The sequence below is a fragment of the uncultured Modestobacter sp. genome (assembly GCF_947486615.1).
Classification (GTDB): Bacteria; Actinomycetota; Actinomycetes; order Mycobacteriales; family Geodermatophilaceae; genus Modestobacter.
Map to the genome: position 1 here is coordinate 133828 of NZ_CANKUD010000012.1, position 26182 is coordinate 160009.

25 protein-coding genes and 1 rRNA gene are annotated in these 26182 nt (G+C 74.0%); 16 read left to right on the top strand and 10 right to left on the bottom strand.

From position 1 onward, the window contains the following. Positions 1-8: 8 nt before the first annotated feature. Entirely contained in the window at positions 9-539 is a 531-nt protein-coding gene (locus Q1A09_RS19405) for a CGNR zinc finger domain-containing protein (RefSeq protein ID WP_299958828.1), read from the bottom strand. A 93-nt stretch (positions 540-632) separates the two neighbouring features. Between Q1A09_RS19405 and Q1A09_RS19410 the strand changes: the two genes are divergently transcribed. After that, positions 633-1517, top strand: coding sequence for an alpha/beta fold hydrolase (locus tag Q1A09_RS19410; protein WP_299958831.1), 885 nt, complete (start codon positions 633-635; stop codon positions 1515-1517). A 49-nt stretch (positions 1518-1566) separates the two neighbouring features. Here the strand turns inward: Q1A09_RS19410 and Q1A09_RS19415 are convergent, their stop codons facing one another. Then, a complete protein-coding gene (locus Q1A09_RS19415; RefSeq protein WP_299958834.1) occupies positions 1567-2460 on the bottom strand; it encodes a DMT family transporter in 894 nt (297 codons plus the stop codon). A 66-nt stretch (positions 2461-2526) separates the two neighbouring features. On the opposite strand from Q1A09_RS19415, the gene Q1A09_RS19420 reads away from it, so the two are divergent. The 3 genes from Q1A09_RS19420 to Q1A09_RS19430 all read left to right on the top strand — a co-directional run bounded on the left by Q1A09_RS19420 (position 2527) and on the right by Q1A09_RS19430 (position 4881). Next, positions 2527-3942 (top strand): PLP-dependent aminotransferase family protein, encoded by a 1416-nt coding sequence (locus Q1A09_RS19420; protein WP_299958836.1) that lies wholly within the window; start codon positions 2527-2529, stop codon positions 3940-3942. A 169-nt stretch (positions 3943-4111) separates the two neighbouring features. Continuing rightward, complete coding sequence (locus tag Q1A09_RS19425; protein WP_299958839.1) at positions 4112-4447, top strand: hypothetical protein; 336 nt, start codon at positions 4112-4114, stop codon at positions 4445-4447. A gap of 62 nt (positions 4448-4509) precedes the next feature. Continuing rightward, positions 4510-4881, top strand: coding sequence for a hypothetical protein (locus Q1A09_RS19430; RefSeq protein WP_299958842.1), 372 nt, complete (start codon positions 4510-4512; stop codon positions 4879-4881). 131 nt (positions 4882-5012) lie between these two features. On the opposite strand, the gene Q1A09_RS19435 is transcribed toward Q1A09_RS19430, so the two are convergent. Genes Q1A09_RS19435 through Q1A09_RS19450 form a run of 4 tightly spaced genes read right to left on the bottom strand, consistent with a single transcriptional unit; the run spans position 5013 to position 9485 of the window. Continuing rightward, on the bottom strand, positions 5013-5672 hold the full coding sequence (locus Q1A09_RS19435; RefSeq protein WP_299958845.1) for a carbon monoxide dehydrogenase subunit G: 660 nt from the start codon (positions 5670-5672) through the stop codon (positions 5013-5015). Then, positions 5669-8077, bottom strand: coding sequence for an aerobic carbon-monoxide dehydrogenase large subunit (gene cutA / locus Q1A09_RS19440; protein WP_299958848.1), 2409 nt, complete (start codon positions 8075-8077; stop codon positions 5669-5671). The genes Q1A09_RS19435 and cutA overlap by 4 nt, the downstream gene beginning before the upstream one ends. Further along, entirely contained in the window at positions 8074-8607 is a 534-nt protein-coding gene (locus Q1A09_RS19445) for a (2Fe-2S)-binding protein (RefSeq protein WP_299958851.1), read from the bottom strand. Before Q1A09_RS19445 ends, cutA begins: the two co-directional genes overlap by 4 nt. Further along, a complete protein-coding gene (locus tag Q1A09_RS19450; protein WP_299958854.1) occupies positions 8604-9485 on the bottom strand; it encodes a xanthine dehydrogenase family protein subunit M in 882 nt (293 codons plus the stop codon). Before Q1A09_RS19450 ends, Q1A09_RS19445 begins: the two co-directional genes overlap by 4 nt. 165 nt (positions 9486-9650) lie before the next feature. Between Q1A09_RS19450 and Q1A09_RS19455 the strand changes: the two genes are divergently transcribed. The 9 genes from Q1A09_RS19455 to Q1A09_RS19495 all read left to right on the top strand — a co-directional run bounded on the left by Q1A09_RS19455 (position 9651) and on the right by Q1A09_RS19495 (position 19133). After that, the gene (locus tag Q1A09_RS19455) at positions 9651-11120 is read left to right on the top strand and encodes an FdrA family protein (RefSeq protein ID WP_299958857.1); all 1470 of its coding nucleotides are present in this window, start codon (positions 9651-9653) and stop codon (positions 11118-11120) included. After that, on the top strand, positions 11117-12529 hold the full coding sequence (locus tag Q1A09_RS19460) for a DUF1116 domain-containing protein (protein WP_299958860.1): 1413 nt from the start codon (positions 11117-11119) through the stop codon (positions 12527-12529). The genes Q1A09_RS19455 and Q1A09_RS19460 overlap by 4 nt, the downstream gene beginning before the upstream one ends. Positions 12530-12566: 37 nt before the next feature. Next, entirely contained in the window at positions 12567-13325 is a 759-nt protein-coding gene (locus tag Q1A09_RS19465; RefSeq protein ID WP_299958863.1) for a hypothetical protein, read from the top strand. Between the two features lie 104 nt (positions 13326-13429). Next, complete coding sequence (locus tag Q1A09_RS19470; RefSeq protein ID WP_299958866.1) at positions 13430-15157, top strand: SpoIIE family protein phosphatase; 1728 nt, start codon at positions 13430-13432, stop codon at positions 15155-15157. Positions 15158-15242: 85 nt separating this feature from the next. Beyond that, positions 15243-15509 carry a hypothetical protein gene (locus Q1A09_RS19475; protein WP_299958869.1) on the top strand — a complete coding sequence of 89 codons (267 nt, stop codon included), beginning with the start codon at positions 15243-15245 and terminating at the stop codon, positions 15507-15509. Between the two features lie 2 nt (positions 15510-15511). Continuing rightward, a complete protein-coding gene (locus tag Q1A09_RS19480; RefSeq protein WP_299958872.1) occupies positions 15512-16201 on the top strand; it encodes a 1-acyl-sn-glycerol-3-phosphate acyltransferase in 690 nt (229 codons plus the stop codon). Positions 16202-16307: 106 nt separating this feature from the next. Beyond that, positions 16308-16730 (top strand): organic hydroperoxide resistance protein, encoded by a 423-nt coding sequence (locus Q1A09_RS19485; protein WP_299958875.1) that lies wholly within the window; start codon positions 16308-16310, stop codon positions 16728-16730. 39 nt (positions 16731-16769) lie between these two features. Then, on the top strand, positions 16770-17549 hold the full coding sequence (locus Q1A09_RS19490; RefSeq protein ID WP_299958878.1) for an SDR family NAD(P)-dependent oxidoreductase: 780 nt from the start codon (positions 16770-16772) through the stop codon (positions 17547-17549). Positions 17550-17765: 216 nt separating this feature from the next. Next, a complete protein-coding gene (locus Q1A09_RS19495; protein ID WP_299958881.1) occupies positions 17766-19133 on the top strand; it encodes an LCP family protein in 1368 nt (455 codons plus the stop codon). 63 nt (positions 19134-19196) lie between these two features. Here the strand turns inward: Q1A09_RS19495 and Q1A09_RS19500 are convergent, their stop codons facing one another. From Q1A09_RS19500 to Q1A09_RS19515, 4 genes are all read right to left on the bottom strand, one after another. Further along, positions 19197-20300, bottom strand: coding sequence for a ring-opening amidohydrolase (locus Q1A09_RS19500; RefSeq protein ID WP_299958884.1), 1104 nt, complete (start codon positions 20298-20300; stop codon positions 19197-19199). A gap of 8 nt (positions 20301-20308) precedes the next feature. Beyond that, on the bottom strand, positions 20309-21262 hold the full coding sequence (locus tag Q1A09_RS19505; protein ID WP_299958887.1) for a carbamate kinase: 954 nt from the start codon (positions 21260-21262) through the stop codon (positions 20309-20311). 75 nt (positions 21263-21337) lie between these two features. Next, complete coding sequence (locus Q1A09_RS19510; protein WP_299958890.1) at positions 21338-21577, bottom strand: hypothetical protein; 240 nt, start codon at positions 21575-21577, stop codon at positions 21338-21340. A gap of 65 nt (positions 21578-21642) precedes the next feature. Next, positions 21643-22470, bottom strand: coding sequence for a PHP domain-containing protein (locus tag Q1A09_RS19515; protein ID WP_299958893.1), 828 nt, complete (start codon positions 22468-22470; stop codon positions 21643-21645). 154 nt (positions 22471-22624) lie between these two features. Between Q1A09_RS19515 and Q1A09_RS19520 the strand changes: the two genes are divergently transcribed. The 3 genes from Q1A09_RS19520 to Q1A09_RS19530 form a co-directional block, all read left to right on the top strand. Beyond that, positions 22625-24865, top strand: coding sequence for an ATP-dependent DNA helicase RecQ (locus Q1A09_RS19520; protein ID WP_299958897.1), 2241 nt, complete (start codon positions 22625-22627; stop codon positions 24863-24865). Positions 24866-25009: 144 nt separating this feature from the next. Next, positions 25010-25639 carry an alpha-ketoglutarate-dependent dioxygenase AlkB gene (locus Q1A09_RS19525; RefSeq protein WP_299958900.1) on the top strand — a complete coding sequence of 210 codons (630 nt, stop codon included), beginning with the start codon at positions 25010-25012 and terminating at the stop codon, positions 25637-25639. Between the two features lie 388 nt (positions 25640-26027). Beyond that, positions 26028-26182: ribosomal RNA gene (locus tag Q1A09_RS19530) — 16S ribosomal RNA — on the top strand; the annotation flags it as partial.

Consider the following 26182-nt stretch of genomic DNA (forward strand, 5'->3'; position numbering starts at 1 on the left):
GCCGAGCGTCAGCCTCGGGACTCGGGGCCGGATGCTCCGGCGCGGGTGCGCTCGTGGTGCCGGCGGGCCTTCATCCGGTTGCCGCAGGTGGCCATCGAGCACCAGCGGGCCCGGTTGGGCTTGCTGCGGTCGAGGAGGAACAGGGCGCACTCGTCGTTGGCACACGGCCGGAGTCGCCCGGGATGGGTGCGCCGTACCGCGTCCCAGGCCAGGACGGCGCGGACTGCGAGACCCCGGGCCGGCGGGACGTCGGTGGGGATCCAGCTGATGCCGTCGTCCCCGATCGCGGGCGCCAGGCGGACGTCGGACAGCAGTGGCGCCAGCGACCGGGCCGGCTCGTCACCGCGAGCGACGGCCTGGAGTGCGTTCCGGGCGGTGCGGGTCGCCTGCTGCTCGGCCGCCGAGCCGTCGCCGCCGTGGTCCCGCAGCCACGCCCGGCCGGGATCGCCGTCCAGCAGGTCCCGCTGGACGCCGTCCACGACCGGCGTCGTGTTCAGCAGGTCGAGCAGGAAGGCCTCGTCGGCGGGTGAGTGGTCCACCGGGTACATCTAACCCCCTTGGTCTGGTTGACAGGTTACGCGGACGTCTGCCACGTTCCTAACCATCAACCTGACTCAGAGGGGTTAGACATCATGGCTCGCGTTCACCACCGGACCGCCGTCATCGACGGGCGGCAGCTCTTCTACCGGGAGGCAGGCCCGGTCGACGCGCCGGTCGTGGTCCTGCTGCACGGGTACCCGACCAGCTCGTTCATGTTCCGCGAGCTGATCCCGCAGCTGGCCGACCGCCACCGGGTGATCGCGCCGGACATGCTGGGCTTCGGGCTGTCCGACGCACCGCCGGTCACGGAGTTCGAGTACACCTTCGACGCGCTGGCCGACCTGACCGCCGGCCTGCTGCGCGAGCTGGGCGTGACCCGGTACGCGATCTACGTCCAGGACTACGGCGCCCCGGTCGGCTGGCGACTCGCGCTGCGCGACCCGGCGGTGGTCACCGCGATCGTCACGCAGAACGGCAACGGCTACGAGGCCGGCTTCGTCGAGAGCTTCTGGGCCCCGGTCTGGGATTACGCGCGGGACCCGAACGCGGAGACCGAGGCGGCGATCCGGCCGGCGCTGAGCCTCGATGCGATCCGTTGGCAGTACCTGCACGGGGTCGCCGACGAGACCGTGGTCAGCCCGGACACCTGGCACCACGACCACGCCCTGGTGTCGCGCCCCGGCAACGACCTCGTCCAGCTGGCGCTGTTCCGCGACTACCGCACCAACCCGCCGATGTACCCGGCGCTGCACCAGTACCTGCGCGACAGCCGGGTCCCCGTGCTCGCCGTCTGGGGGAAGGGCGACGAGATCTTCGGCCCCGAGGGCGGGCGCAGCTTCGCCCGCGACGCCGTCGACGCGGAGGTCCACCTGCTGGACGGCGGGCACTTCCTCCTGGAGAGCGCCGGTGACCAGGTCGCCGAGCTGATCCGCGACTTCCTCGGCCGGCGACTCCCTGGCGCTGCACCGGCGCGGTGAGGTCCGCCGCGGCGCGGTCGGGGGGCTGCGACTGCTGGCGACGGGGCGGTCAACGTGCGCGGGCGCTGAGGCCCAGGGCCAGGCCGGCACCGACCACGGCGATGCCCAGCCAGACGAGCAGCCCGGGCGCGGGCGCCCCCATCGCCACGCCGACCCCGGCGGCGGCGACGGGGGCGACGCCGGTCAGCAGGCCGGCGCGGGCGGTGCCCAGCCGGCCGACCGCGGAGTACCAGAGCACGAAGGCGAGCGCGGTCGTCCCGACGGCCAGGTAGCCGGCCGCGGCGAGCTCACCGCCGGTCAGCTCCGCGACCGCCGCGGGACCCTCGGTGGCCAGCCCGAGGACGCCGAACACCACGGCCGCGAGCCAGGTGGTGTGCACCGAGACGCCCCACGCGCCCTGCCGGGCGAGCAGCGGGACGGCGAGCAGCGTGAACGCTGCTTCGCAGGCCAGGACGACGACCGCCCAGGCCAGTCCGACGGCATCACTCCGGCCCAGCCCCTGCACCAGCCCGGCGCCGACGGTGACCACCGCGGCCGCCAGCAGCACCCGCGCCTCGGGGCGCCGTCCGGTCATCAGCGGCCCCACCACCGCGAGCGCAATCGGCACGCTGGCCACGGCCACCCCGAGCACGGCCGGCTCGGCGTGCTCGGACCCGCGCACCAGCGCCACGTTGAACAGCACCATCCCCGTGCCGACGATGCCGAGCAGCCAGGCCCACTCCGCTCCGCGGGGTCTGGCCACCGACCGTCCAGCCAGCCGGGCGAAGCCGAGGAGGACCAGGCAGGCCGCGGCGTACCGGAGCGACTGGACGGTGAACAGCGGCGCATCGGAGAGGACGGCGGAGATCGCCACGCTGCTGCCGACGAAGCCCATCGCGGTCGCCCCGGTGAGGACGGCGGCGGCCGCCGACTGCTGCTGGGCCGCTTCCGCCGTGACCGTCATGGCTGCCATGCTGCTTGCCGCCTGGTCCACCGTGGAGGGCCAATCACCGTCATCGGGAGTGGACCAATGCGCGGCGCCGACTTCCTCCAGCTCGACCCGGCGGCCGCGCCGGCGCGCGGGCTGACCGACTGGCTGACCGCGGAGGTGCGGGCGGCGGTGCTGGACGGTCGGCTGGCGGCGGGCGACCGGCTGCCGGCCACCCGCGCCCTGGCCGGTGACCTGGGCATCGCCCGCGGGGTGGTGGTCGAGGCCTACCAACGGCTGGTGGACGAGGCGCTGGTCGCGGCCCGGACCGGGTCGGGCACCGTCGTCCTGCCCCGGTCGGTCGCGGCGCCTGCCCGCCCCGCCGTCGACACCCCCGCCGGCCCCGTGCGCCTGCCCCTGCCGACGAACCGACCGGCGGCGGAGGGCGAGATCGACCTGTCGCCGGGGGTGCCCGACCTGGCGGCGTTCCCGCGAGCGGCCTGGCTACGGGCGGAGCGGGCGGTGCTGCGGGACGCGTCGGCGGCGGACCTGGGCTACGGCGACCCGCGGGGGAGCGCTCGGCTGCGGGGCGAGCTGGCCGGGTGGCTCGGCCGGAGCCGGGGGCTGCGGGTCGCACCGGAGCAGCTCCTGGTGGTGTCCGGGGTGGCCCAGGCGCTGGCGCTGCTGGCCCAGACCCTGCGCACGCGTGGCGCCGACAGGATCGGCGTGGAGGACCCGGGGTCGCGGGGAGCGCGGGAGGAGTTCGCCCACTGGGGGCTCCGGCCGGTCGGTGTCCCGGTCGACGCCGACGGCCTGGTCGTCGCTGCGATGCCGGCCGTGCCGGCGGTGATGGTGACTCCGGCGCACCAGTTCCCGACCGGGGTGGTGCTGTCGCCCGGGCGGCGGCGGGAGCTGCTGGGCTGGGCCCGGGACGGCGGCGGGCTGGTGATCGAGGACGACTACGACGCCGAGCACCGGTACGACCGGGCGCCGGTGCCGGCGCTGCAGCCGTCGGCGCCGGAGCACGTCGCACACACCGGCAGCACCTCGAAGACGCTGGCACCCGGGATGCGGCTGGGCTGGCTGGTCGCGCCGTCGTCCCTGGACGCCGACCTGGTGGCGGCGAAGCACGCGAGCGACCTGGGCAGCCCGGCGCTACCGCAGCTGGTACTGGCGGAGCTGCTGCGGTCAGGTGAGTACGACCGGCACCTGCGGCTGGTGCGCGGGCGGCAGCGGGCCCGGCGGGACGCGCTGGTGACCGCGCTGGCCCAGCACCTGCCCCACGCCCGGTTCGCCGGCGTGGCGGCCGGGCTGCACGTGCTCATCACGTTCCCCGGCTCGGACGCCGACGACGTCGAGCTGGCCAGTTCCATCCGCGACGCGGGGGTGGTCGCGCACCCGCTGTCCTGGCACCGCCTGACCCCCGGCGACCCCGGCCTCGTCCTCGGCTACGCCGCCAACGCCCCTGACCGCCTCCGCGCCGCCGTCGAGCGCATGGCCTACGCCCTCGACCCCTGACCAGCGGTCGGTCCCGATCGCCAGGGCCCCGCCCGGCTACCGCGCGCGCCCGTGCCCTCGACCGCGTGGTCGCCAGGCGTTGGCCGTCGAGCGCCCGCCCGCCCGACCCCGCCCCCCTGACCGGGTCGCTGCGCGGCGGTCCGGTTGCCGCGCCGCTACCGTCCGCGCCGTGGCGGTGGAGATGTGGCGCTCAGCGCTGGCCTCAGCGTTGGTCGCTGTTGGGTGCCCGGCGACCACTGCAGCGGACCTGGCAAGCCGAGCGCGCATCGAACCGCCGGACGATGCGCCGGACGCTGACGGTCAGGCGCACATGGTCCGGCTCCTCGGGCACGGGTCGAGCTTCGACGACGATCCGGATGCCCGGGAGAGCTGGGACTGGGCGGTCGAGCACGTGGCGCAGAACGTCGCCGCGGACAACGCGGAGGCCAACGACCGGATCGTGCGGGGGGAGGCCGGTTGGGAGTTCTACTGGCCGTTGCCCGGCCGAGCGCCGAGGCGGACGTGACGCCCGATCCGCCTTGGCGGGAGTACCGCAAGGCCCGTCTGCCTCGTGGTTGGGCCTACCCGTTGGGCAGGGACCGGATCGAGAAGGCGCTGCGGCGGGCGGGCGCGGTCATCGACTCGCTCAGCCTGGGCCCACCAGACCTCCCGCCTCGGCCAGGGGTGTCGGCGGTCTTCGACGTGCTGTGGCTCGGCGATGCCCGCGCCGGGTACTCCACCGGTCGCGTTTCACCTGCTGCTGCGGGGCTGCTCATGCGCTGGACGGCTATACCAGCGGAGCAGTGCACCTCCATCGCGCAGCAGCTCGCCGAAGGCGTGCTGGACCAGGCGTGCCGGTGGGCCGCCGATGCCCCGACCATGGGCAACGCCTGGACGTCGACCGAGCACCGGTTCCTCGTCAGCCACCGGGATGGGCTGCTGCACGTCTCGCGAGCCTGATCGAGGTTCGCCCCTCTGGTGCCGCCGGTGGATCTGGCAGCGTTCAGCCAGTGCCCGATGTGGTTGCTTGCCGGGGTGGTGGATCGATCAGCCCGCCGCGCTCGGTGCGGTGACGTGCGGCGTCGATCGCCTCAGGTGCGGCGACCGAGGAGGTAGCCGATCCAGACGCCCAGCAGGGTGAGCAGGCCGCCGCCGGCGGCACCGACCAGCAGGGGCCTCGCCTCGGCCGACACCCAGGCATCCGGCGCGGCCGGGGCCTTCGCGAAGGTCGTCGGCGCGCCGAGCGCCGCAGCGGACGGTTCCGCGGAACCGTCCTGGGCGACCGGGAGGGCCACCACCTCGGCCACGACGTTGGGCTCGGACAGCTCCTTGTCCACCGCGGAGAAGAACTGCCCGGCCATCTTCTTCGCGACGCCGGTGATCATCCGTTGCCCGACCCCGGCGACCGCACCACCGACCACGGCGTCCGCCGAGTAGGTCAGCTCCGTTCCGTCATCCGACGGCGCGAGGTTGATCTGCACCGTCGCCCGCACGGACCCCGGCCCGCCCGAGCCGGACGCGTGCATCACGTACGACTTCGGGAACGAGAGGTCCGAAAGCCGCACCTCGCCCGCGTACTTCCCGCGGATCGCGCCGACCCCGGCGGAGACGACCATCGTGTAGCTGTCCTCGCCGACCTGCTGCAGCGACTCGCAGCCCGGGATCGTCCGCGCCAGCACGGCCGGGTCGGTGATGACCGCCCACACCTGCTCCGGGGCCGCCGAGAGCACCGCACTGCCGTCCAGGTTCACGCCATCGCTCCACTCGGGTTGTTGATCACACGCTCGGCGTCCGAGCGCACCAGGTCGTACAGCTCGGTGGGGGAGATCGGCATCGCCGCGATCCGCCGTCCCACCGCGTCCTCGATGGCCGAGGCGATCGCCGCGGACCCGGGGATGACGCCGGCCTCGCCGGCGCCCTTGATGCCCAGCTCGTTCAGCGGGGACGGCGTCGACTGGTGGTCGATGTCGATGTCGGGCACCTCGGAGGCGTACGGCATCAGGAAGTCCATGAACGAGGCGTTGGTCAGCTGCCCGTCGCGGTCGTAGGCCATCCGCTCGTACAGCGCCCCGCCCACGCCCTGCGCCACCCCGCCGTGCACCTGGCCCTCGACGATCATCGGGTTGATGATCGTGCCGCAGTCGTGCACCACCGCGTACTGCTCGATCGCGATCTCCCAGGTCGCCGGGTCGATCTCCACGACCACGGCGTGCGCGCCGGAGGCGAAGGTCGAGCGCAGCGGGGAGTAGTAGTCGGTGTGCTCCAGCCCCGGCGCGTCCCCGACCGCCACCGGCGGCTTCGAGTCGTCGCCCGGCCCGGAGAACTGAGTGGCCTGCCGCGCCGCCTCGTCGAAGGCGTACCGCAGCGGGTTCGACAGCACGGCGACGGTGCGCAGCGGGATCGAGGCCCCCGGCGTCCCCTTGACCTGGACCAGGCCCTCGTCGATCTCCAGGTCGGCCGGGTCGGCCTCCAGCACCTCGGCGGCGATCCGCAGCGCCTTCTCGCGCACCCCGCGAGCCGCCAGGGCCACGGCGTTCCCGCTGACCACCGCGGCGCGCGAGGCGAACGTGCCGACCGCGTAGCCGAACCGCCGGGTGTCGCCGGTGGTCACCTCGACGTCCTCCAGCGGGACGCCGAGCTCCGCGGCCGCCAGCTGGGCGAACACCGTCTCGTGCCCCTGGCCCTGTGACGTCAGCCCCGTGGAGACCAGCACCTTGCCGCTGCCCAGCACCTGCACGTGCGCGCCCTCGTACGGCCCCGGCCCGGTGCCCTCGACGTAGGGCGCCATGCCGATGCCCAGCAGCTTCCCGCGCGCCTCGGCCGCGGCCCGCCGCTCGGCGAAGGTGTCCCAGGAGACCAGCGCCTTCAGCTTGGCGATCATCGCCGGGTAGTCGCCGGAGTCGTAGACCAGCGGCCGGCCGTCCTGGAACGTCAGGCCCCAGTCGTAGGGGAACTGGTCGGGCTGGATCAGGTTCCGCTCGCGCACCAGCGCCCGGTCGATGCCGCGTTCCTGGGCGATCCGGTCCATCGTGCGTTCCATCGCGAAGCAGCCCTGCGGCCGCCCGGCCCCGCGGTACGGCGTGACGACGACAGTGTTCGTGTAGACGCTGTTCACGACCGCCCGGTAGACCGGGATGTCGTAGGGGCCGAGCAGCTGGGTGGCCGTGTTGATCGGCACGATGATCCCGTAGGGCGTGTACGCGCCGTTGTCGTGCCAGACCAGGACGTCGAGGGCGGTGATCCGTCCGTCGTCGTCGAACCCGACGGTGATCTCCTGCCGCTGCTGACGCTCGTGTGCGCTGGAGATGAAGTGCTCGCGCCGGTCCTCGGTCCACTTCACCTCGTGGCCGAGCAGCCGGGCGGCCATCGGCACGAGCAGCTCCTCCGGCCACGGGTGCACGATCTTCACGCCGAAGCCGCCGCCGACGTCGGGGGCGATGACCTCGACCTTCTCCAGCGACAGCCCGAGCTTGGCCGCGATCGCCGCGCGCACCGAGGTCGAGGCCTGAGTGGAGGAGTAGACCCGCAGCGAGGAGTCGGCGTCGTCCCAGCGGGCGTGCACGCCCTTGCCCTCCATCGGCATGGACGCGCTGCGCTCGAAGTACTGGGTGAAGGCCAACGTGTGCGCCGACGCGGCCAGCGCCGCCTCGACGTCCCCGGTCTCCTGGTGGTGCCGGGCGGCGATGTTGTCCGGGACGTCGTCGTGCACGGTGTGCTCGGCGGCCTCGGCCGCGTCGACGCCGACCACCACCGGCAGCTCCTCGTAGCTGACCTCGATCAGCCCGGCGGCGTCCTCGGCGACGTACCGGTCGGTGGCCACCACCATCACGATCGGCTCACCCACGTGCTGGGCGACGTCGCGCACCAGCGGGTACCCGGTGCGCGGGGCGGTGAGCTGCGGGTGCGGGATGAGCACCGGCAGCGGCTCGGCCATCGGGCCGGTGAGGTCCTCGTAGGTGTAGATCGCCAGCAGGCCCTCGACGTCCATCGCCGCGCTGACGTCGATGTCCAGGATGCGGGCGTGCGCGTACGGGCTGCGGACGAACGCCGCCGCGTAGGCGTCCGAACCGATGTCGTCGAGATAGCGCCCCTGGCCGATGATCAGCCGCGCGTCCTCCCGCCGGCGCACCGGCTCACCGAAGAACTTCGTGGTCACCGGGCGGCCTCCACGTCGGTTGCGGCAGCGTCGCGCATCCTCGCCGCCGCGTGCCGGCAGGCCTTCTTGATGTTGGCGTAGCCGGTGCAGCGGCACAGGTTGCCGCCGACCAGCTCGTCGACCTCCTCGTCGGTGATCTCCACCGACGGGTCACGGGCGTCGAGCCCCGCGGCGATCGTGGTCAGGAAGCCCGGCGTGCAGAACCCGCACTGCAGCGCGTGGCACTCCCGGAACGCCTCCTGGATCGGGTGCAGCACCTGCCCGCCCCGGTTGTCCGACCGCGACAGCCCCTCGACCGTGGTGATCTCGTGCCCGTCCATCTGCACGGCGAGCACCAGGCAGGAGCGGGTCGGCTGGCCGTCGACCAGCACGGTGCACGAGCCGCAGACGCCGTGCTCGCAGCCCACGTGCGTGCCGGTCAGCCCCAACCCGTGCCGCAGCGCGTCCGACAGCAGCCAGCGCACCGGCACGGTCGCTTCACGTGGAACACCGTTGACGACGACGGAGATCGCCCGTTCCGTGTCGGTCATGCCGCCTCCATCCGGGCGAGCGCCTCGGCGCCGGCGTCGGCCAGCGTGCGGGCGGTGAGGGTGGCGACCAGCAGCCGCCGGTAGTCCGCGCTGGCGTGCAGGTCGCCGTCCGGGTCGACCAGGCCGCGGGCCAGCTCGCCGGCCCCCGCCCAGTCGGCGGTGTCGACCGGCTGGCCGCCCACCGCGTCGGTCAGGTCGTGCACCTCGGGCACCAGCCCGACCGAGAGGTAGGCCGCCCGTGCCGACTCCACCCGCCGGTCGGCGTCGAGGGTGACGACGACGCCCGCGCCGCAGACCGCGTAGTCGCCCTTGCGCCGGGCGATCTCGGCGAACGCGGTGCCCGACCGCTCCGGCAGTGCCGGGAAGAAGGCGTCCAGCACGACGGCCGGCCCGTGCACCGAGGTCTCCAGCGGCCCGAGGAAGAAGTCGCCCCAGCCGACCGTCTCGCGCCCGCCGGGCGTCGCGACCGTGACCGAGCCGCCGGTCAGCGCCAGCACCGCGGTCATCTCGCCCGACGGGTCGGCGTGCGCGATCGAGCCGACCGTCGTCCCGCGGTTGCGGATCGCCGGGTGTGCGACGTTCGCCGTCGCCCGGCGCAGCAGTGGCTGGACGCCGGCCGCCTCGGCCGAGGCCAGCAGCCGCGCGTGCCGCACCAGCGCGCCGACCCGGACGCCGTCAGGGCCGGCGGTGATCCCGTCCAGACCGGGCACCCGGTTGATGTCGACCAGCGTGGTCGGCGCGGCCAGCCGCATCGACAGCAGCGGGATCAGCGACTGCCCGCCGGCGAGCACCTTCGCGCCCTCGCCCTCGGCGGTCAGGACGTCGAGCGCCTCCTCGACCGAGCCGGGATCGGCGTAGCTGAACGGAGCGGGCTTCACCGGGTGCGGGTCACCTCCGAGCATCGGCCGCCGGCGGCGGGAAGGCTCGACTCTGTCACCGCTCCCGGCGCTCGGGAAGTACCTCAGTGCTAAATCTTCGTGACGCGGTTCGAGGCGTCGAAGTCCCTCACCGCTGAGAGACTTCCTCCGGTAGCGTCCGCGAGGGTGAGCGACTCCCCGGGCGTCCGGCACGTCTCCCTGCGCAGTGGCGTCTACGCCGACTCGGTCCGGTTGATGCAGGTCAGCCGCGAGATCGGCGACCGGCCCGGCGTGCATGCCGTCGTCGTCGCGATGGCCACGCCGCTCAACCTCGAGCTCGCCGCCGGCATGGGCCTGGCCCCGGACGGCGACGCCACGCCCGACCAGCTGCTCATCGCGCTCACCGCCACGGACGACGCCGAGCTGGCCGCCGCGGTCGCCGCCGTCGACGCCGCGCTGGCCGCCCGTGCCGAGCGTGGCGAGGCGCAGACCATCCCGGCCCGCACCATCGGCGCCGGCCTGGACGGCGCCGCCGACCCGGCGCTGGCGATCGTCAGCGTCCCCGGGCAGTACGCCGTCGCCGAGGCCGCCGACGCCATCGCCGCCGGCCGCTCGGTGCTGGTCTTCAGCGACGGGGTGCCGGTCGAGCACGAGGTGGCGCTCAAGCGCGCCGCGAACGACGCCGGCGTCCTGGTCATGGGCCCCGACTGCGGGACGGCGATCGTCTCCGGCCTCGCCCTGGGCTTCGCCAACGTCGTCCGCCGCGGGCCGGTCGGCCTCGTCGCGGCGAGCGGCACCGGCGCCCAGCAGGTCAGCTGCCTGCTCGACGCGGCCGGCGTGGGCGTCTCGCACGTACTCGGCGTCGGCGGCCGCGACCTGTCCGAGGCCGTCGGCGGGCTGGCCACCCTCGACGCGCTGGCCGCCCTGAACGCCGACCCGGCCACCGAGCACGTGCTGCTGGTGTCCAAGCCCCCGGCCCCCTCGGTCGCGGCGCGGGTCGCCGAGGTCGCGCAGGCCCTGGACGTCCCGGTCCGCTCCGCCGCGCTCAGTGCCGAGCAGCCCGATCTCACCGCTGCAGTCGAGGCACTGCTGGCCGACCTGGGCGTCGCCGTCCCGCAGTGGCCGTCCCGCCCGGGGACGGCGGACGCGGTGCCGGCCGGTGCGGTGCTCAAGGGCTTCTACTCCGGCGGCACCCTCGCCGACGAGGCGATGCTGATCGCCGCCCCGGTGCTGGGCGACGTCCGGTCCAACACCCCGCTGCGCCCCGAGCTCGACCTCGGCACCGACCTGGGTGCGCGTGGGCACGTGGTCATCGACTTCGGTGACGACGCGCTCACCGTCGGCCGCGCCCACCCGATGATCGACCCGACCCTGCGCCTGGAGGCGATCGCCGGGCTGGCGGAGAGCGGTGAGCCCGCCGTCCTGCTGCTCGACGTCGTCCTCGGGCACGGCGCCGACCCCGACCCGGCGGCGAGCCTGGTGCCCGCGCTGCAGGCCGCCGGGCTGCCCGCCGTCGTCGCGCTGGTCGGCACCGAGGCCGACCCGCAGGGCTGGTCGCGGCAGGCCGACGCGCTCGCCGAGGCCGGCGCCGCGGTCTTCGCCTCCAACGCCGCCGCCGTCCGACACGCCCTCGCGCTGATGGGAGACCAGGCATGACCGAGCCGCTCGGTGGACTGCTGTCCGCCCCGCCGACCATCGTCGCCGCCGGCGTGGAGGTGTTCTCCGCCGCGCTCCGCCAGCAGGGCGCGGGCGTCACCGACGTCGACTGGCGCCCGCCGGGCTTCGGCAGCGCCGACGACCTCACCCAGCTGGCGCTCGACCCGCGCCGGGCCGCGGCCAACCGGGTCGCCGTCGAGCGGGTGCTCGCCGCGGGCTCGGTGCTGGTCGACGTCCGCCCGGCCCGGGAGGTGCTCGACCTGCCCGACCGGATGCTGCTGCACTCCGGCCCGCCGCTCACCTGGGAGACCGCCAGCGGCCCGATGCGCGGGGCTCTGATCGGCGCCTGCCTGTTCGAGGGCTGGGCGTCGTCCGTCGAGGATGCCGAGCGGGTGCTCGCCGCCGGGGAGATAGCCCTCGACCCCTGCCACCACCACCGCACCGTCGGGCCGATGGCCGGGGTGACCAGCCCGTCGATGTGGATGTGGTGCCTGGCGGACCCGGCGGGCGGCGGCCAGGCCTGGTGCAACCTCAATGAGGGCCTGGGCAAGGTGCTGCGGATGGGCGCCTTCAGCGACGAGGTGCTCACCCGGCTGCGGTGGATGCGCGACGTGCTCGGCCCGGTGCTGCAGCAGGCGGTCCGCAGCCGCCCGGAGCCGCTGGACGTCAAGGCGATCCTGGCCCAGATGCTGCAGATGGGCGACGAGGGGCACAACCGCAACCGCGCCGGCTCGCTGATGGCGCTGCGCGAGCTCTCGCCGTCGATCGTCGCGGTCGACGCGCCGGCGCGGGACGTCGCCGAGGTGCTGCGCTTCATCGGCGGCAACGAGCACTTCTACCTCAACCTCGGCATGCCCACCGCCAAGCTCGCGATGGACGCCGCCCGCGACGTCGCCGGCTCGACGATGGTCACCGTCATGTCCCGCAACGGCACCGAGTTCGGCGTGCAGACCGCCGGCACCGGCGACCGCTGGTTCACCGCCCCGGCCAACACCCCGGTCGGGCTCTTCCTCGGCGACTACGGCCCGGACGACGCCAACCCCGACATCGGCGACTCCGCGATCATGGAGACCTACGGCGTCGGCGGGTTCTCCATGGCCGCGGCCCCCGCAATCGTCCGGTTCGTCGGCGGCACCGTGCCCGACGCGCTGGCCACCACCGAGCGGATGTACCAGCTCACCCTGGCCGAGAACCCGGCGATGCAGATCCCGATCATGGGCTTCCGCGGCTCCCCGACCGGGATCGACGTCCTGCAGGTCGCCCGCACCGGCTGGCTGCCGCAGATCAACACCGGCATGGCCGGGCGGGTCGCCGGCACCGGCCAGGTCGGTGCCGGGCTGGTCCAGCCCCCGCAGGCCTGCTTCGAGCAGGCCCTCGCCGCGCTGGCCGAGGAGTCTCGCGCCGCCTGATCCTTGGGAAGGCCAACCGGTGGGCTAGCGTGCCCGGGTGGGGAACACCAGGTGGACGGCAGGTGTCCGGACGGCGACCGACCGCCGGGCGGGGGTGGTCTTCCTGGCTCTGGCAGCGGTCGGCGCCCTGCTCGCTTCGGTCAGCCTGGTGCTGCTGCGGATCACCCCGTGGGACGTGCTCCGCGACCCGTCGTCCCCGCTGGTGCAGCTGCTCGACGTGCGCGCCGAGGGCAGCCTGCACACCTGGTTCAACGTCTCCGTGCTGAGTGCCGGCGCCGTCCTGCACGCCGGTGCCGGTGCTCTGGCGCACCGGGGAGGGCGGCCGGCCTGGCCCTGGGCGCTCACCGCGACGGCCTTGGCCCTGCTCTCCATGGACGACCTGCTCGCCGTGCACGAGCAGCTCGAGCCGCTCGGCCGGTCGCTGGGCGCCGGGGAGGGCGGGCTGCACTTCGCCTGGGTGCTGCCCGGGCTGGTGCTCGCCGCCGGGCTGGCGGCCGTCGCCGTCGTGGCGGCCCGCCGGCTGCCGCCCCGGTCCAGCCGCTGGCTGCTGCTGGGGGTGGCCTCCCTGCTGGCCGCCGCCGTCGGCCTGGAGTCGGTGGGCGGTCTGGTGCTCGACCAGGTCGGCGACGGGGCGCTGTACGTCCTGGTCTCGCACGCCGAGGAGCTGATCGAGACCTGGGCGGCCGCCGCCCTGCTCTGTGCCGCGGTCGCCGCCGTCCGGCTGGGCGCCCGGCCGGACGCCGGGATCGAGGTCGGCTACGTCCAGGCAGCACGGCCCGTACCCGCCGGGGGCTGACCGCTGGCCCGACCGGCCGGACGTCGTGACGTGCGACCATCTCCCGTGGTGAGCGCGGGTGTCTCCTCCGCGTCCAGGGTGGAGGTGCCGCACTGAACGACCAGTTGGCCGAGCTGCTGCCGGGTGCGGCGCGCACCGAGCTGCAGCAGATGGTGCTCGACCACGACTGGTCGGTGACGTCGCTCGGCCCGGTCGAGGACTGGTCACCGACACTGCGCAGCACGGTCAGCACCGTGCTGAACTCGCCCTTCGGGATGCTCCTCATGTGGGGCCCGGAGCTGGTCATGGTCTACAACGACCGCTACTCCGCCCTGCTGGGCCCGCGGCACCCGGATGCGCTGGGCCGGCGCGTGCCCGGGGTGTGGCCCGACGTCTGGGAGCAGATCCGCGAGCCGATCGACGTCGTCTTCGCCGGCGGGTCCACGTACTTCGAGGATCTCCTGCTCGTGATGACCCGGTACGGCTTTCCGGAGGAGTGCTACTTCACCTTCTCCTACTCACCGGTCTGCGAGGCCGACGGCCGTGTCGCCGGTCTGCTGAACACCGTGGTGGAGACGACCTCCCGCGTGCTCGCCGCCCGGCGGATGACGGTCCTGCAGCGGCTGGGCAGCCTGCCCCGTTCGGTGCACGGCAGCTCCGTGGCGGCCTGCGCCGCGGCGCTGGAGGTGCTGGCGGCCGCCCGCCAGGACGCCCCGGTCGCCATCGCCTACCTCGTGGGTGAGGGTGACGGGCTGGTGCGCGTCGCCAGCTCGGGTGTCGCCGAGGACGATGCCGTGGCCGGGAGCCCGCTGCACGCTGCGGTGCGCGCCGTCGTGAGGGACGGCACCGCGCGTGAGGTCTCCGGGTTGGCCGGGTCACTGCCCGGGCTCGCCCGGGCCGGCGCCAGCCCGGTGGGGGAGGCCCAGGTGGACACCGCCGTGGTGCTCCCGCTGTCGCTTGCCGGGGCGGCCGAGCCGGTCGGGGCCGTGGTCATCGGAGTCAGCCCGCACCTGCGGCTGGACGCCGAGTACCGCACCTTCCTCGACCTCGCCGCCGGTCAGGTCGCCGCCGCGGTGGCCGACGCCCGCGCGGTGGAGCTGGAACGCCGGCGCACGGCGGAGTTGGCCGAGCTGGCCCGGGCCCGCGCGCAGTTCTTCACCGAGGTGGCGGTCACCCTGCAGCGCGCCGTGCTCGGCCCCACCGCCCTGCCCGAGGGGTTCGCCGTCCACTACCAGCCGGCCGCCGGCACGCTGGAGGTCGGCGGGGACTGGTACGACGTCGTCGACCTGCCCGGCGGGCGCTACGGCGTCGTCGTCGGCGACGTGGTGGGCCGCGGCCTGGACGCGGCGGCGGTGATGGGCCAGCTGCGCAGCGCCGGCCGGGCACTGCTGCTGGAGAGCCGCTCGCCGGCGCACGTGCTGTCCGCGCTCGACCGGTTCGCCGCGCTGGTGCCCGGGGCGACCTGCAGCACGGTGTTCTGTGCCGTCATCGACCCGGCGGCCCTCACGCTGCGCTACAGCAGCGCCGGCCACCCGCCGGCGGTGCTGGTGGACGAGCTCGGCCGGTCGGACCTGCTGGAGGGTGCGGGCGGGCTGCCGCTGGCCGTCCTGGAGGGCGACCGCCCGGAGGCGCAGGTGAGCCTGCCGCCCGGCTCGACGCTGCTGCTGTACACCGACGGCCTGGTCGAGCGCCGGGACGAGGCGATCGACGAGGGCACGACCCGCGCGGTCGAGGCCCTGGTCAGCGGCCGCCACCTGGCGACCCCGGCCCTCGCCGGGCTGCTCACCGACCAGCTGCTGGCCGACGCCCCCGACGACGACGTGGCCTTCCTGCTCTACCGCGCCTCGGCGTGAGCGGCGACTGTTACCCGGCGGCGTCGTCGGGTAGCCCGCCTCGCACGTGACCAGCGCCGGTCACCCGACGAGCGAGAGGAACCCCATGGCCAGCTGCGAGGTCTGCGGGAACGACTACCGGCTCAGCTTCGAGGTGCACGCCGCCGGGGCGGTGCACACCTTCGACAGCTTCGAGTGCGCCATCCACTCACTGGCCCCGGTCTGCGAGCACTGCGGGGTGAAGGTGGTCGGGCACGGCGTCGAGGCCGACGGGGTCTTCTTCTGCTGCGCGTCCTGCGCCCGGATGCACGGCACGCCGGAGAGCGCCGGTGAGCTGGTCGACCACGCCGGCAGGGCGCCGGACGAGCGCTGACCGTGGACGCCTACCCGGTCGTCCGCGCGCTGGCCCGGCCGCTGGTGCTGGGGCTCTTCCGGCCCCGGGTCGAGGGGATCGAGCACCTGCCGGCCGACGGCCCGGTCATCCTCGCCGGCAACCACCCCTCCACGCTCGACCAGTTCTTCCCGCCGCTGCTCACCCGCCGGCGGGTGACCTACCTGGCCAAGAGCGAGTACTTCACCCGCCCCGGGCCGCTGGGGCACGTCATGCGCCTGCTGCTGGAGGGCATCGGCATGGTGCCGCTGGACCGCGGCGGTGCCACGGCCGCGGAGGCGGCGCTGCGGCGCGGCCGGGAGGTGCTCGCCGACGGCGGGCTGCTCGGCATCTACCCGGAGGGCACCCGATCCCCGGACGGCCGGCTGCACCGCGGCAAGACGGGCGTGGCGCGGCTCGCGCTGGCCACCGGCGTAACCGTCGTGCCGGTCGCCGTGATCGGCAGCCACGCGCTCTACCCGGCCGGCGCCCGGCTGCCCAAGCCCGGGCGGGTGGTGGTGCGGTTCGGCCCGCCCATGGACTTCGCCGACCAGTCGGCATCGGCCGAGGACCGCGCCGTCCTGCGTAGCGTCACCGACCGCGTGATGGCCGAGCTGCAGCGGCTCTCCGGTGCCGAGTACGTCGACCGGTACGCCGCCGACGTCAAGGCGGAGCTGGGTGGCCGGGCGGCCTGACCAGGACGCCGTCCGGCCGGGCCGGCGGGCGTGACGCAGGTCGGCGCGTGGTCGGCGCGAGCGGGGGTAGTCGACGAGTCGCACCCGATCATCTGGAGGACCACTCATGCCCAGCGTCTACACCGCCGTCGCCACCGCCACCGGGGACGGCCGCAACGGCCACACCCGCTCCTCCGACGGGCTGGTCGACCTCGACCTGGCCACGCCGAAGGAGATGGGCGGCGAGGGTGGGGCGACCAACCCCGAGCAGCTCTTCGCCGCCGGGTACGCCGCCTGCTTCCTGTCCGCGCTGAAGATGATCGCCCGCAAGCAGCAGGCCCCGATCAGCGACGCCGGGGTGACCGCCGAGGTCGGCATCGGCCCGAACGACGCCGGCGGCTTCGGCCTCGAGGTCGCGCTGCACGTCGAGCTCGGTGGCGTCGACCAGGCCACCGCGGACCAGCTGGTCGAGGCCGCGCACCAGGTCTGCCCCTACTCCAACGCCACCCGCGGCAACGTCCCGGTCACCCTGGAGACGACGGTCGCGTAACGGGGAACACCCCACCCCGGCGCCGCCTTGGCAGTGGTCGTGCGCATCGACCTCACCGGCAAGAAGGCCCTCGTCACCGGCTCGTCGCAGGGCATCGGCCTGGCGATCGCGTCCGGGCTGGCGGCGGCCGGGGCCTCCGTCGTCCTTACCGGGCGCGACGCCGCGAAGCTGACGGCGGCCGCCGCCGGCATCACCGGTGAGGTCACCACCGTCGCCGGTGACGTGACCACCGAGGACGGGACGGCGGCGCTGCTCGAGGCGGTGCCGGACGTCGACGTGCTGGTCAACAACCTCGGGGTCTTCGGCGCCCGGCCCGCGCTGGAGATCACCGACGACGAGTGGCGCCGCTACTTCGAGGTCAACGTGCTCACCGGTGTCCGGCTGACCCGCGCGTACCTGCCCGGCATGCGCGACCGCGGGTGGGGGCGCATCCAGTACATCGCCAGCGACTCGGCCGTCACCATCCCGGCCGAGATGATCCACTACGGGATGTCGAAGACGGCGCTGCTCGCGGTCTCGCGTGGCTTCGCCAAGGAGGCCGCAGGCTCCGGCGTCACGGTCAACTCGGTGATCGCCGGCCCGACGCACACCGGTGGCGTCGAGGAGTTCGTGCGGTCGCTGGTCGGCGACGACCTGCCCTGGGACGACGCCCAGCGCGAGTTCATGCGCGCGCACCGGCCCCAGTCGCTGCTGCAGCGGCTGATCGAGCCCGAGGAGATCGCGAACATGTGCGTCTACCTCGCCTCGCCGCTGGCGTCGGCCACCACGGGCGGTGCGCTGCGGGTCGACGGCGGCTACGTGGACACGATCCTGCCCTGACCAGGGGTGGCGCGCCCCGGCCGATCGCACAGCCGGGTGTGCGACGCTCCGTGGGGATGACGATCAGGTCACGCGAGGCGTCGGAGGCGAGCCATGTCACGGGATGAGCCCGCACCGAGCCTGCCCCCACGGCTGGACCCGCGGGCCGGGCGCCCCCGTGGTCCGCACGCCGCGTCCGCCGGCGCCCCCCGGCGCCTCGCCGTGGTGGTGCGAGTCGTGGCCGCCGTCCTCTCCGTGCTCGTGCTGGCCGGCAGCGGGTGGGGGTGGTACCTCGGGCGGGTGGCCGAGGCGGCAGTCGGCCGCACGGACGCGATCCCCGTCGACGGCAACTCCGACGCCCAGGGTGGCGACCACGCCGGCGAGGCGATGAACCTGCTGCTGGTCGGGCGCGACTCACGCGCCGGGCTGACCCCCGAGCAGGTCCAGGAGTACAGCACCGGCGACCCCGACGGGCTGCTGAACACCGACACGATGATCCTGGCGCACGTGCCGGCCGACGGCTCGGCCGCCGCATTCGTCTCCATCCCGCGCGACCTGTACGTCTCCATCCCCGGGTACGGCGAGTCCAAGCTGAACTCCGCCTTCGGGCGCGGGTACGCCGCCGCCGAGGGCAGCGAAGCGGAGAAGGAGGCGGCCGGCGCGCGGCTGCTCATCCAGACCATCAGCGGCGCGACCGGCGTCCAGATCGACCACTACGCCGAGATCAACCTGCTCGGGTTCATCAACATCAGCAGCATCGTCGGCGGCGTCGAGGTGAACCTGTGCGAGGCCACCACCGACCCCGCGTCCGGGGCGGACTTCGCGGCCGGCGTGCAGACCATCAGCGGTGCCGACGCGCTCGCCTTCGTCCGCCAGCGGTACGGCCTGAACAGCGAGCTCGACCGGCAGGTGCGCCAGCAGGTCTTCCTCGCCGGGCTGATCCGCAACGTGCTCTCCGAGGACCTGCTGCTCAACCCGGCCAAGCAGCGCCAGGTGATCGAGCAGGTCGGCACCAGCGTCACCGTCGACGAGGGGCTGAGCCTGTTCGACCTGGCGGCGCAGATGCAGTCGGTGCAGCCCGCCGACATCACCTTCCAGACCATCCCCGGGCTGCAGGACGGCACCGAGGACGCCGGAAAGGTGCTGAAGCCGGTCGACCCGGCGGCCATGAAGGCGTTCTTCGCCTCGCTGAGCGCCGATCCGGAGCCGGCGCCGTCCGCGGCGCCGGTGGAGACGGCCGACCCCGCCGACGTCACGGTCAGCGTGCTCAACGGCTCCGGGGTCACCGGCGCGGCGGCGACCGCGGCCGACGCCCTGGCCGGTGAGGGCTTCCTGGCCAGCAGCGGCGGCAACGCCGACGCCACCGACGTCACCACGATCAGCCACGCGACCGGGGACGAGGCGCTGGCCGCGGCGGTCGCCGCCCAGGTGCCCGGTGCGGCGGTCGCCGTCGACGACACCCTCGCCGCCGGCACGGTGCAGCTGGTGCTGGGTTCGGACTTCGACGGCGTCGGCGCCGCGGTCAGCGCGCCGGTCGCGGAGACGCCGGGCAACACCTATGCCGCCAGCGACCGCACCGCCGAGGACACCAGCTGCATCGCCTGACGTCGCCCTGACACGACAGCGGCGCCGGCCGGGGTGTCCCCGACCGGCGCCGTCCGCGGTACCTCAGGCCGTGACGATCGCGGCGACGGGGCCGCCGCCGGACGGGCCCTGGTGCACCGCGGCCACCGACACGAAGACGGCCGGGTCGCCGGTCACCGACGCGGCGACACCGCCGACGGTCGCCTTGATCTGCCGGTGCCAGAAGACGTCGGAGTCGTCGAGCATCGCGTTGCGCCGGCCGCGCACGTAGCCGGTCGGGTCGGCCTCGCACTTGAGGAAGACGTTGACCAGCCGGTCGCCCAGGTCGGAGGTGTGCGGCCGCTCCGGCAGGTCGAGGCCGGCGTCCCTGATGGCGTCCCAGATGCCGTCGGAGTCGAGCGCGTCGTTCATCACCGAGTGGCCGATCCGGTAGTTGCCGCCGTGCCCGCGGGCGTTGCCGACGACCACGATCTGCGCCCGGTCCAGCTCCACGCCCGAGGAGCAGGAGGCGACCGCGCTGAACAGGTCGAAGTCGCGCATGACCTGCTTCTGCTCCGGCATCTCGATCTCGCCGAGGGCCAGCGCGATGCCCAGCGCCGTCGTGCCGTTGGAGAGGTCCATCGAGCCGTGCGGCTCGTCGTAGTAGGTCTCCTGCCCGCGCGACTTCGCCTCGCGGATCGTCTCGATCGTCAGCAGCGGCGTCTTGGTCTGCACGTAGTGGACGTCGGCCGGGTCGGTGATGCCCGCCTCGGCCATCGCCCGGCGCACGCCCGCGGCGACCTTCTCGACCATGGTGAGCCGACCGATGTCCTCGGGCAGCAGCACCTCGCTCATCGCGAAGCCCACGGTCAGCCGCGGCTCGTCGGTCTTCTCCACGGCGTCCTCGGGCAGCGTGGCGAAGATCGTGGCGTGCGGGCTGATCACGCCGTCCGTGCCGCCGGACCACACGATCGGGACCTCGCCGACCTCCTCCTTGGTGCGGGTGCCCTTCTCCAGCAGCACCTCGCGGAAGGCGCGGTCGGCGATGATCCGGGTGTAGTCGTTGACCCCGCCGTTGCCCTCGGTCTTGCCGATGACGGCGACGACCCGGTCGGCCTCCATGACGCCGTCGTCGATGAGCTTGGCCAGCTCGGAGGCGTCGCTGACGTTGTGCAGGGGGACCTTGCGGACCTCGATCGGTGCGGGCACGGCTTCTCCTATGCGGTGAGGACGGTTCCGACGTCGTCACCGGCGACGGCGTCGGCGATGTGTTCCAGCGAGGTGATGACGGCGCGGTCGCCGCCCTGCTGGACGAACCGGAGCGCGGCGTCGACCTTGGGGCCCATGCTGCCGCGGGCGAACTGGCCGGCCGTCGCGTGCGCGTGCAGCTCCGCGGCGGTGACCCGGCCCAGCGGCCGGGCCCGTGGGCTGCCGAAGTCGACCATCACGTGCGGGACGTCGGTGGCGATCACCAGCGTGCCGGCGTCCAGCTCGCGGGCAAGCAGCGCCGCGGTGAGGTCCTTGTCGATGACGGCCTCCACGCCGCGCAGCGCAGCGCCGTCCCGCCCGTCGTCGACCACGGGGACGCCGCCGCCACCGGCGCAGACGACGACGAAGCCGGCCGCGCTCAGCGCGGAGATCGCCGGGACGTCGACCACCGACAGCGGTTCGGGGGAGGCGACCACCCGGCGCCAGCCGCGCTCGCCGCGGTCCTCCCAGACCTGGCCGAGGTCGATGAAGTGCTGGGCCCGTTCCCGCGGCAGGTGCCGGCCGACCGGCTTGGTCGGCGTGCGGAACCCCGGGTCGGCCGGGTCGACGAGCGTGCGGGTGACCAGGGCCGCGGTGCGCTTCGCCGAGCCGAGGGCGGCCAGGGCGGCGTCCAGCTCGTCGGCGAGGGTGAAGCCGATGGTCGCCTGGGTCTGGGCGACGTTCCAGTCCAGCGGGACCGGCGGCACCTCGTGCGCGGCCAGCTCGTTCTTGACCAGCAGGTTGCCCACCTGCGGGCCGTTGCCGTGGGTGAGCACGACCTCCGCGCCGGTGTCGACGACGGCGGCCACGTGCCGGGCGGCACCGGCGATGGCGTCCCGCTGGGCGCCGGGCGTGGCGGACCCGTCGGGACCGGTCATGGCGTTCCCGCCCAGCGCGATGACGACGCGACGCGGGAGGGCCATTGCGCGACCCTAGCCGCAAGTTGCCTTAGCGGTGAAGTACCTGGTGCGACTTCGCCGGATCAGGGCACCCGGGGTTCAGGCGGCTGCGGATCCCACCGGTCGGACCTGCACGGCCGGCCGGTCGTTCATCCGCAGCACCTGCGCCTCGGCGGCGGGCTGGTCCCAGCTCTCGGCCAGCGCCGCGATGGCCGCCAGGGCCTCGTCGTACAGCTGGGCGATGGTGGCATGGCCGGCGCGGGCCATCTCCTGGACGAAGGTGAGCGGGCCGAAGGGGACGGCGTCGGTGACGTCCTGAGGAGCTGCCGGAGCGGTCATGCCCCTGTCATCAGCAGCGTCCGACGCGATCGACACCAACCGGTCTCGATCAGTCCGGAACGGGCTCACCGACGCCAGAAGTCGAAGCGGTCGCGGCCCGGGCGGAAGCCGGCCTGCTCGACGACGTCGACCGCCAGGTCGAACCGCTGCCCGACCAGGTGCGGCTGGTGCCCGTCGCTGCCGAAGCTCACCGCGTCGCCGCCCTCCTCGCGGTACCAGCGGAGCAGCTCCACCGACCACAGCGGGCTGGTCGTGTTGACCTCGAGTGCCCGCCCACTGGCGGCCAGCGCCCGGAACACCGCGCGGTACTCCTCCTGGAACAGCGCCTCCGGGTACTGCTCGCGCCCGCCGGGCCAGTAGCGCCGCGGGTAGTCGCAGTGCGCCAGCACCTGGAAGACGTCACTGGTCTCGATCATCGCGACCATCTCGGTCAGGTAGCGGCGCATCGTCTCGATCACGTCCACGCCCGGCGCGTGCAGCAGCCGGTTGACCCCCATCAGCCGCCCGTCCACCGGCAGGGAGTGCAGCGAGCCCAGGACCCGGTCGACCGGTGCGGCGCTCAGGTGGGCGTCCACGCTGGCCCCGAACAGGTGCGGCTCGCCGGCCTCGACGCCGGACCAGACCCGCAACGACGGGAAGCGCTGACGCGCCTCCCAGATCGTCTCGGCGTACAGGTCGACGTCGATCGGCAGCTGGTTGGCCGGGTGGCGGTCGGTGAGCCCGCGGGCGGTCGCGCGGTCGGCGGCGTCCCAGACGGTGAAGTCCAGGTGCTCGGTGAACGCGATGGCCGGCAGCCCGATCTCCACCGCCCGCTCGCAGGCGCGCAGCAGCGAGGCCCGGGGCCCCGTGTCCCACGAGAACTCCGAGTGCACGTGGTTGTCGGGCGGCAGCATCGGGGTCCATCCAACCGGTCGTCCACAGGCACCGCACGCCCAGGTCCGGAGATGTCGGTGCCGCCGCCTACGGTCGGGGCATGAACACCGCAGGCGACGGCAGGGCGCACACGGCTGGGCGGGCCGGCGGCCACGCAACGGTGGGGGTCGGGGCATGAGCACCGCCGTCGAGACCGACCTGGCCGACGAGGCCCTCGGCGTCCTGCGCGAGCTCACCGGCCGCGCCGACGCCGTCTTCCGCGAGGGCCAGGACGCCGCGGTCACCGCGCTGGTCGAACGGCACCAGCGGGCGCTGGTCGTGCAGCGCACCGGCTGGGGCAAGTCGGCCGTCTACTTCGTCTCCACCGCACTGCTGCGCCGCCGCGGTGCCGGGCCGACCCTGCTGGTGAGCCCGCTGCTCGCGCTCATGCGCGACCAGGTGGCCGCGGCCGCGCGGGCCGGCATCAAGGCCGTGGAGATCTCCAGCAGCAACGTCACCGAGTGGGACGACGTCAACGCCCGGCTGGCCGCCGACGACGTGGACGTCCTGCTGGTCTCCCCGGAGCGGCTGACCAACCCCCGCTTCCGCGACGAGCAGCTGCCCGGCCTGGTCGAGCGGTGCGGTCTGCTGGTGGTCGACGAGGCGCACTGCGTCTCCGACTGGGGTCACGACTTCCGCCCCGACTACCGGCGCATCCGTGACCTGCTCGGCCAGCTGCCGCCCGGCACCCCGGTCCTGGCCACCACTGCCACGGCCAACGAGCGGGTGGTCGCCGACGTCGCCGAGCAGCTGGGCGCCGGCGGGGTCGACGTCACCACGGTGCGCGGGCCCCTGGCGCGCGACTCGCTGCGGCTGGGCGTCCTGCGGCTGGACACCGACCGCGCGCGGCTGGCCTGGCTGGCCGCGCACCTGGACGACCTGCCGGGCAGCGGCATCGTCTACACGCTCACCGTCGCCGCGGCCGAGGAGACGGCGGCGCTGCTGCGCGACGCCGGCCACGAGGTGCGCGCTTACACCGGCCGCCTGGACGACGCCGATCGCAAGGACGCCGAGGAGGCGCTCCGGGAGAACCGGGTGAAGGCGCTGGTCGCCACCTCCGCGCTGGGCATGGGCTTCGACAAGCCCGACCTCGGGTTCGTGGTGCACCTGGGGGCGCCGTCGTCCCCGGTCAGCTACTACCAGCAGGTCGGCCGCGCCGGCCGCGCCGTCGAGCACGCCGACGTGCTCCTCCTCCCCGGCCCGGAGGACATCGCGATCTGGCAGTGGTTCGCCACCTCGTCCATGCCGCGGGAGGACCACGCGGCCGCAGTGCTCACCGCCATGGCCGACGGCAGGGCCTGGTCGGTGGCCCGGCTGGAGACCGTCGCCGACGTCCGACGGTCGCGGCTGGAGCTGCTGCTGAAGGTGCTCGCCGTCGACGGGGCGGTGGAACGAGTGCAGGGCGGATGGCGGTCCACCGGCGTGCCCTGGGTGTACGACGCCGAGCGGTACGCCCGGGTCACCGCCACCCGGGAGGCCGAGCAGCGCTCGATGCTCGACTACGCCAAGCCGGTCGGCACCGCCGAGTGCAGGATGGCCTTCCTGCAGGAGGCCCTGGACGACCCGACCGCTGCACCCTGCGGCCGCTGCGACGTCTGCGCCGGCCCCTGGTACGCCACCGACGTCCCGGCTGCCGCCTCCGAGGCGGCCTCCGCGCGGCTCGACCGGCCTGGCGTGGAGCTCCCGCCCCGGGCCCAGTGGCCCACCGGCGCGGACCGGCTCGGTGTCGAGGTGAAGGGCAAGATCGCGCCGGGGGAGCAGATCGCCACGGGCCGGGCCGTGGCCCGGCTCACCGACCTCGGCTGGGGTCAGCGGCTCCGCACCCTGCTGGGGGACGACGGCGTCGGCGGGGTCGCCACCCTGGCCGATGATCTCGAGGCCCCGCCGCTGGAGGAGGACCCGGACGCCGCGCTGGAGGTCAGCCATCGGGTGATCCGCCCTGGCCTGCCGGACGACGCCCCGCCGGACGAGGAGCTGCTGAAGGCCTGCGCCCGGGTGCTCGGCGCCTGGGACTGGGCCCAGCGCCCAGGGGCTGTGGTCGCCATGCCGTCCCGCCGCCGGCCGGCGCTGGTCACCGGCGTGGCCCAGGGGCTGGCCCGGGTCGGGCGGTTGCCGTACCTGGGCACCCTCGAGCTGGCGCACGGTGGCCCGACCGGCGGGCCGGGGGGCAACAGCGCCTTCCGCCTCGCCGGGGTGTGGCAGCGGATCGTCGTCGGCTCGGAGCTGCGCGACCGGCTCGCCGAGCTCGGGGACGCACCGGTGCTGCTGGTCGACGACCTCGCCGACTCCCGCTGGACCATGACCGTCGCCGGGCGGGAGCTCCGCCTCGCCGGGGCGGGTTCGGTGCTGCCGTTCGCCCTCGCGCTCAGCGCCTGAGGTCGGCAGCGCCTGAGGTCTCGAGGGGGCGGCCGGCCCGTCTCCTCTCCAGCGCGCGGCCCGTGCCCACACTCGAGGTCGGCCAGGCTGCAGTTGTCCACAGGGTTTCGAACACCTGTGCGAAACCGGGAGTAGTCTCGGTGCATGTCGCTCGCGCACCAGCCGTCGATGTGGGACGTCGCCGAGGAAGCCGCACTCACCCCCCTGCCGGGGCGCGTCGTCCGCCACCAGTTGTCCCGAGGGGCCTGGGTCGACCACCTGCCCGGCTGGGTCGAGGGCTCCGACGCCGTGCTCGACGTGTTGCTCGGTGACATCGGCTGGCGCGCTGACCGGCGACAGATGTACGACCGTGAGGTGGCGGTCCCACGGCTCCTCCGCTGGTACGGCGGCGACGAGGTCCTGCCGCACACCGCGCTGACCGATGCCCGCAGCGCGCTCAACGGCCACTACGGGCCCGAGCTCGGCGAGCCCTTCGTCACCGCCGGCATGTGTCTGTACCGCGACGGTCGGGACAGTGTGGCCTGGCACGGCGACCGGGTGGGCCGGAGCCGCACCGAGGACACGATGGTGGCCATCGTGTCCCTCGGCTCGCCGCGCCCGTTGATGCTGCGACCCGTCGGTGGCGGGGAGAGCCTCCGGTTCACCCTCGGGCACGGCGACCTCGTCGTCATGGGCGGCTCGTGCCAGCGGACGTGGGAGCACTGCATCCCCAAGACGACGAAGCCCGTCGGTCCGCGGGTGAGCGTGCAGTACCGGCCCCGCGGGGTGGCCTGACCGGCCTTCTCGCTGGTCAACAGGGCCGGGGGGACGTTCGCAGACCCCCCGGGGACCCCCCCTGCAGGACCCCTCTGAGGGCGTGTATCGTTCTCCATGCACCAAGCGAGAACGGACCGGGTCGCAAGACCTGGGAAACCGCCGGATGAACCCCCGAGGTTCGACTGCTGCGGAACTTGGTGTAAAGTGGAAATCACCGCCACGAGACAACGGCCAAGAAATTGGTCGGGGTTCGTGCGCGTCCGCTCCTTGAGAACTCAACAGCGTGCCGAAAGTCAGTGCCAAGTAACAAATCCCTGGACACTGCGGTCTTTGATCGTGGTGTTTGGGTTCCTTTGGTTGATTGAACGAGAGTGCCAACTCTTGGTCTCAGCCTGTGATCAAATCATCTACGGAGAGTTTGATCCTGGCTCAGGACGAACGCTGGCGGCGTGCTTAACACATGCAAGTCGAGCGAGGCCCACCTTTCGGGGTGGTGCCCTAGCGGCGAACGGGTGAGTAACACGTGGGCAACCTGCCCTCAGCTCTGGGATAACTCCAAGA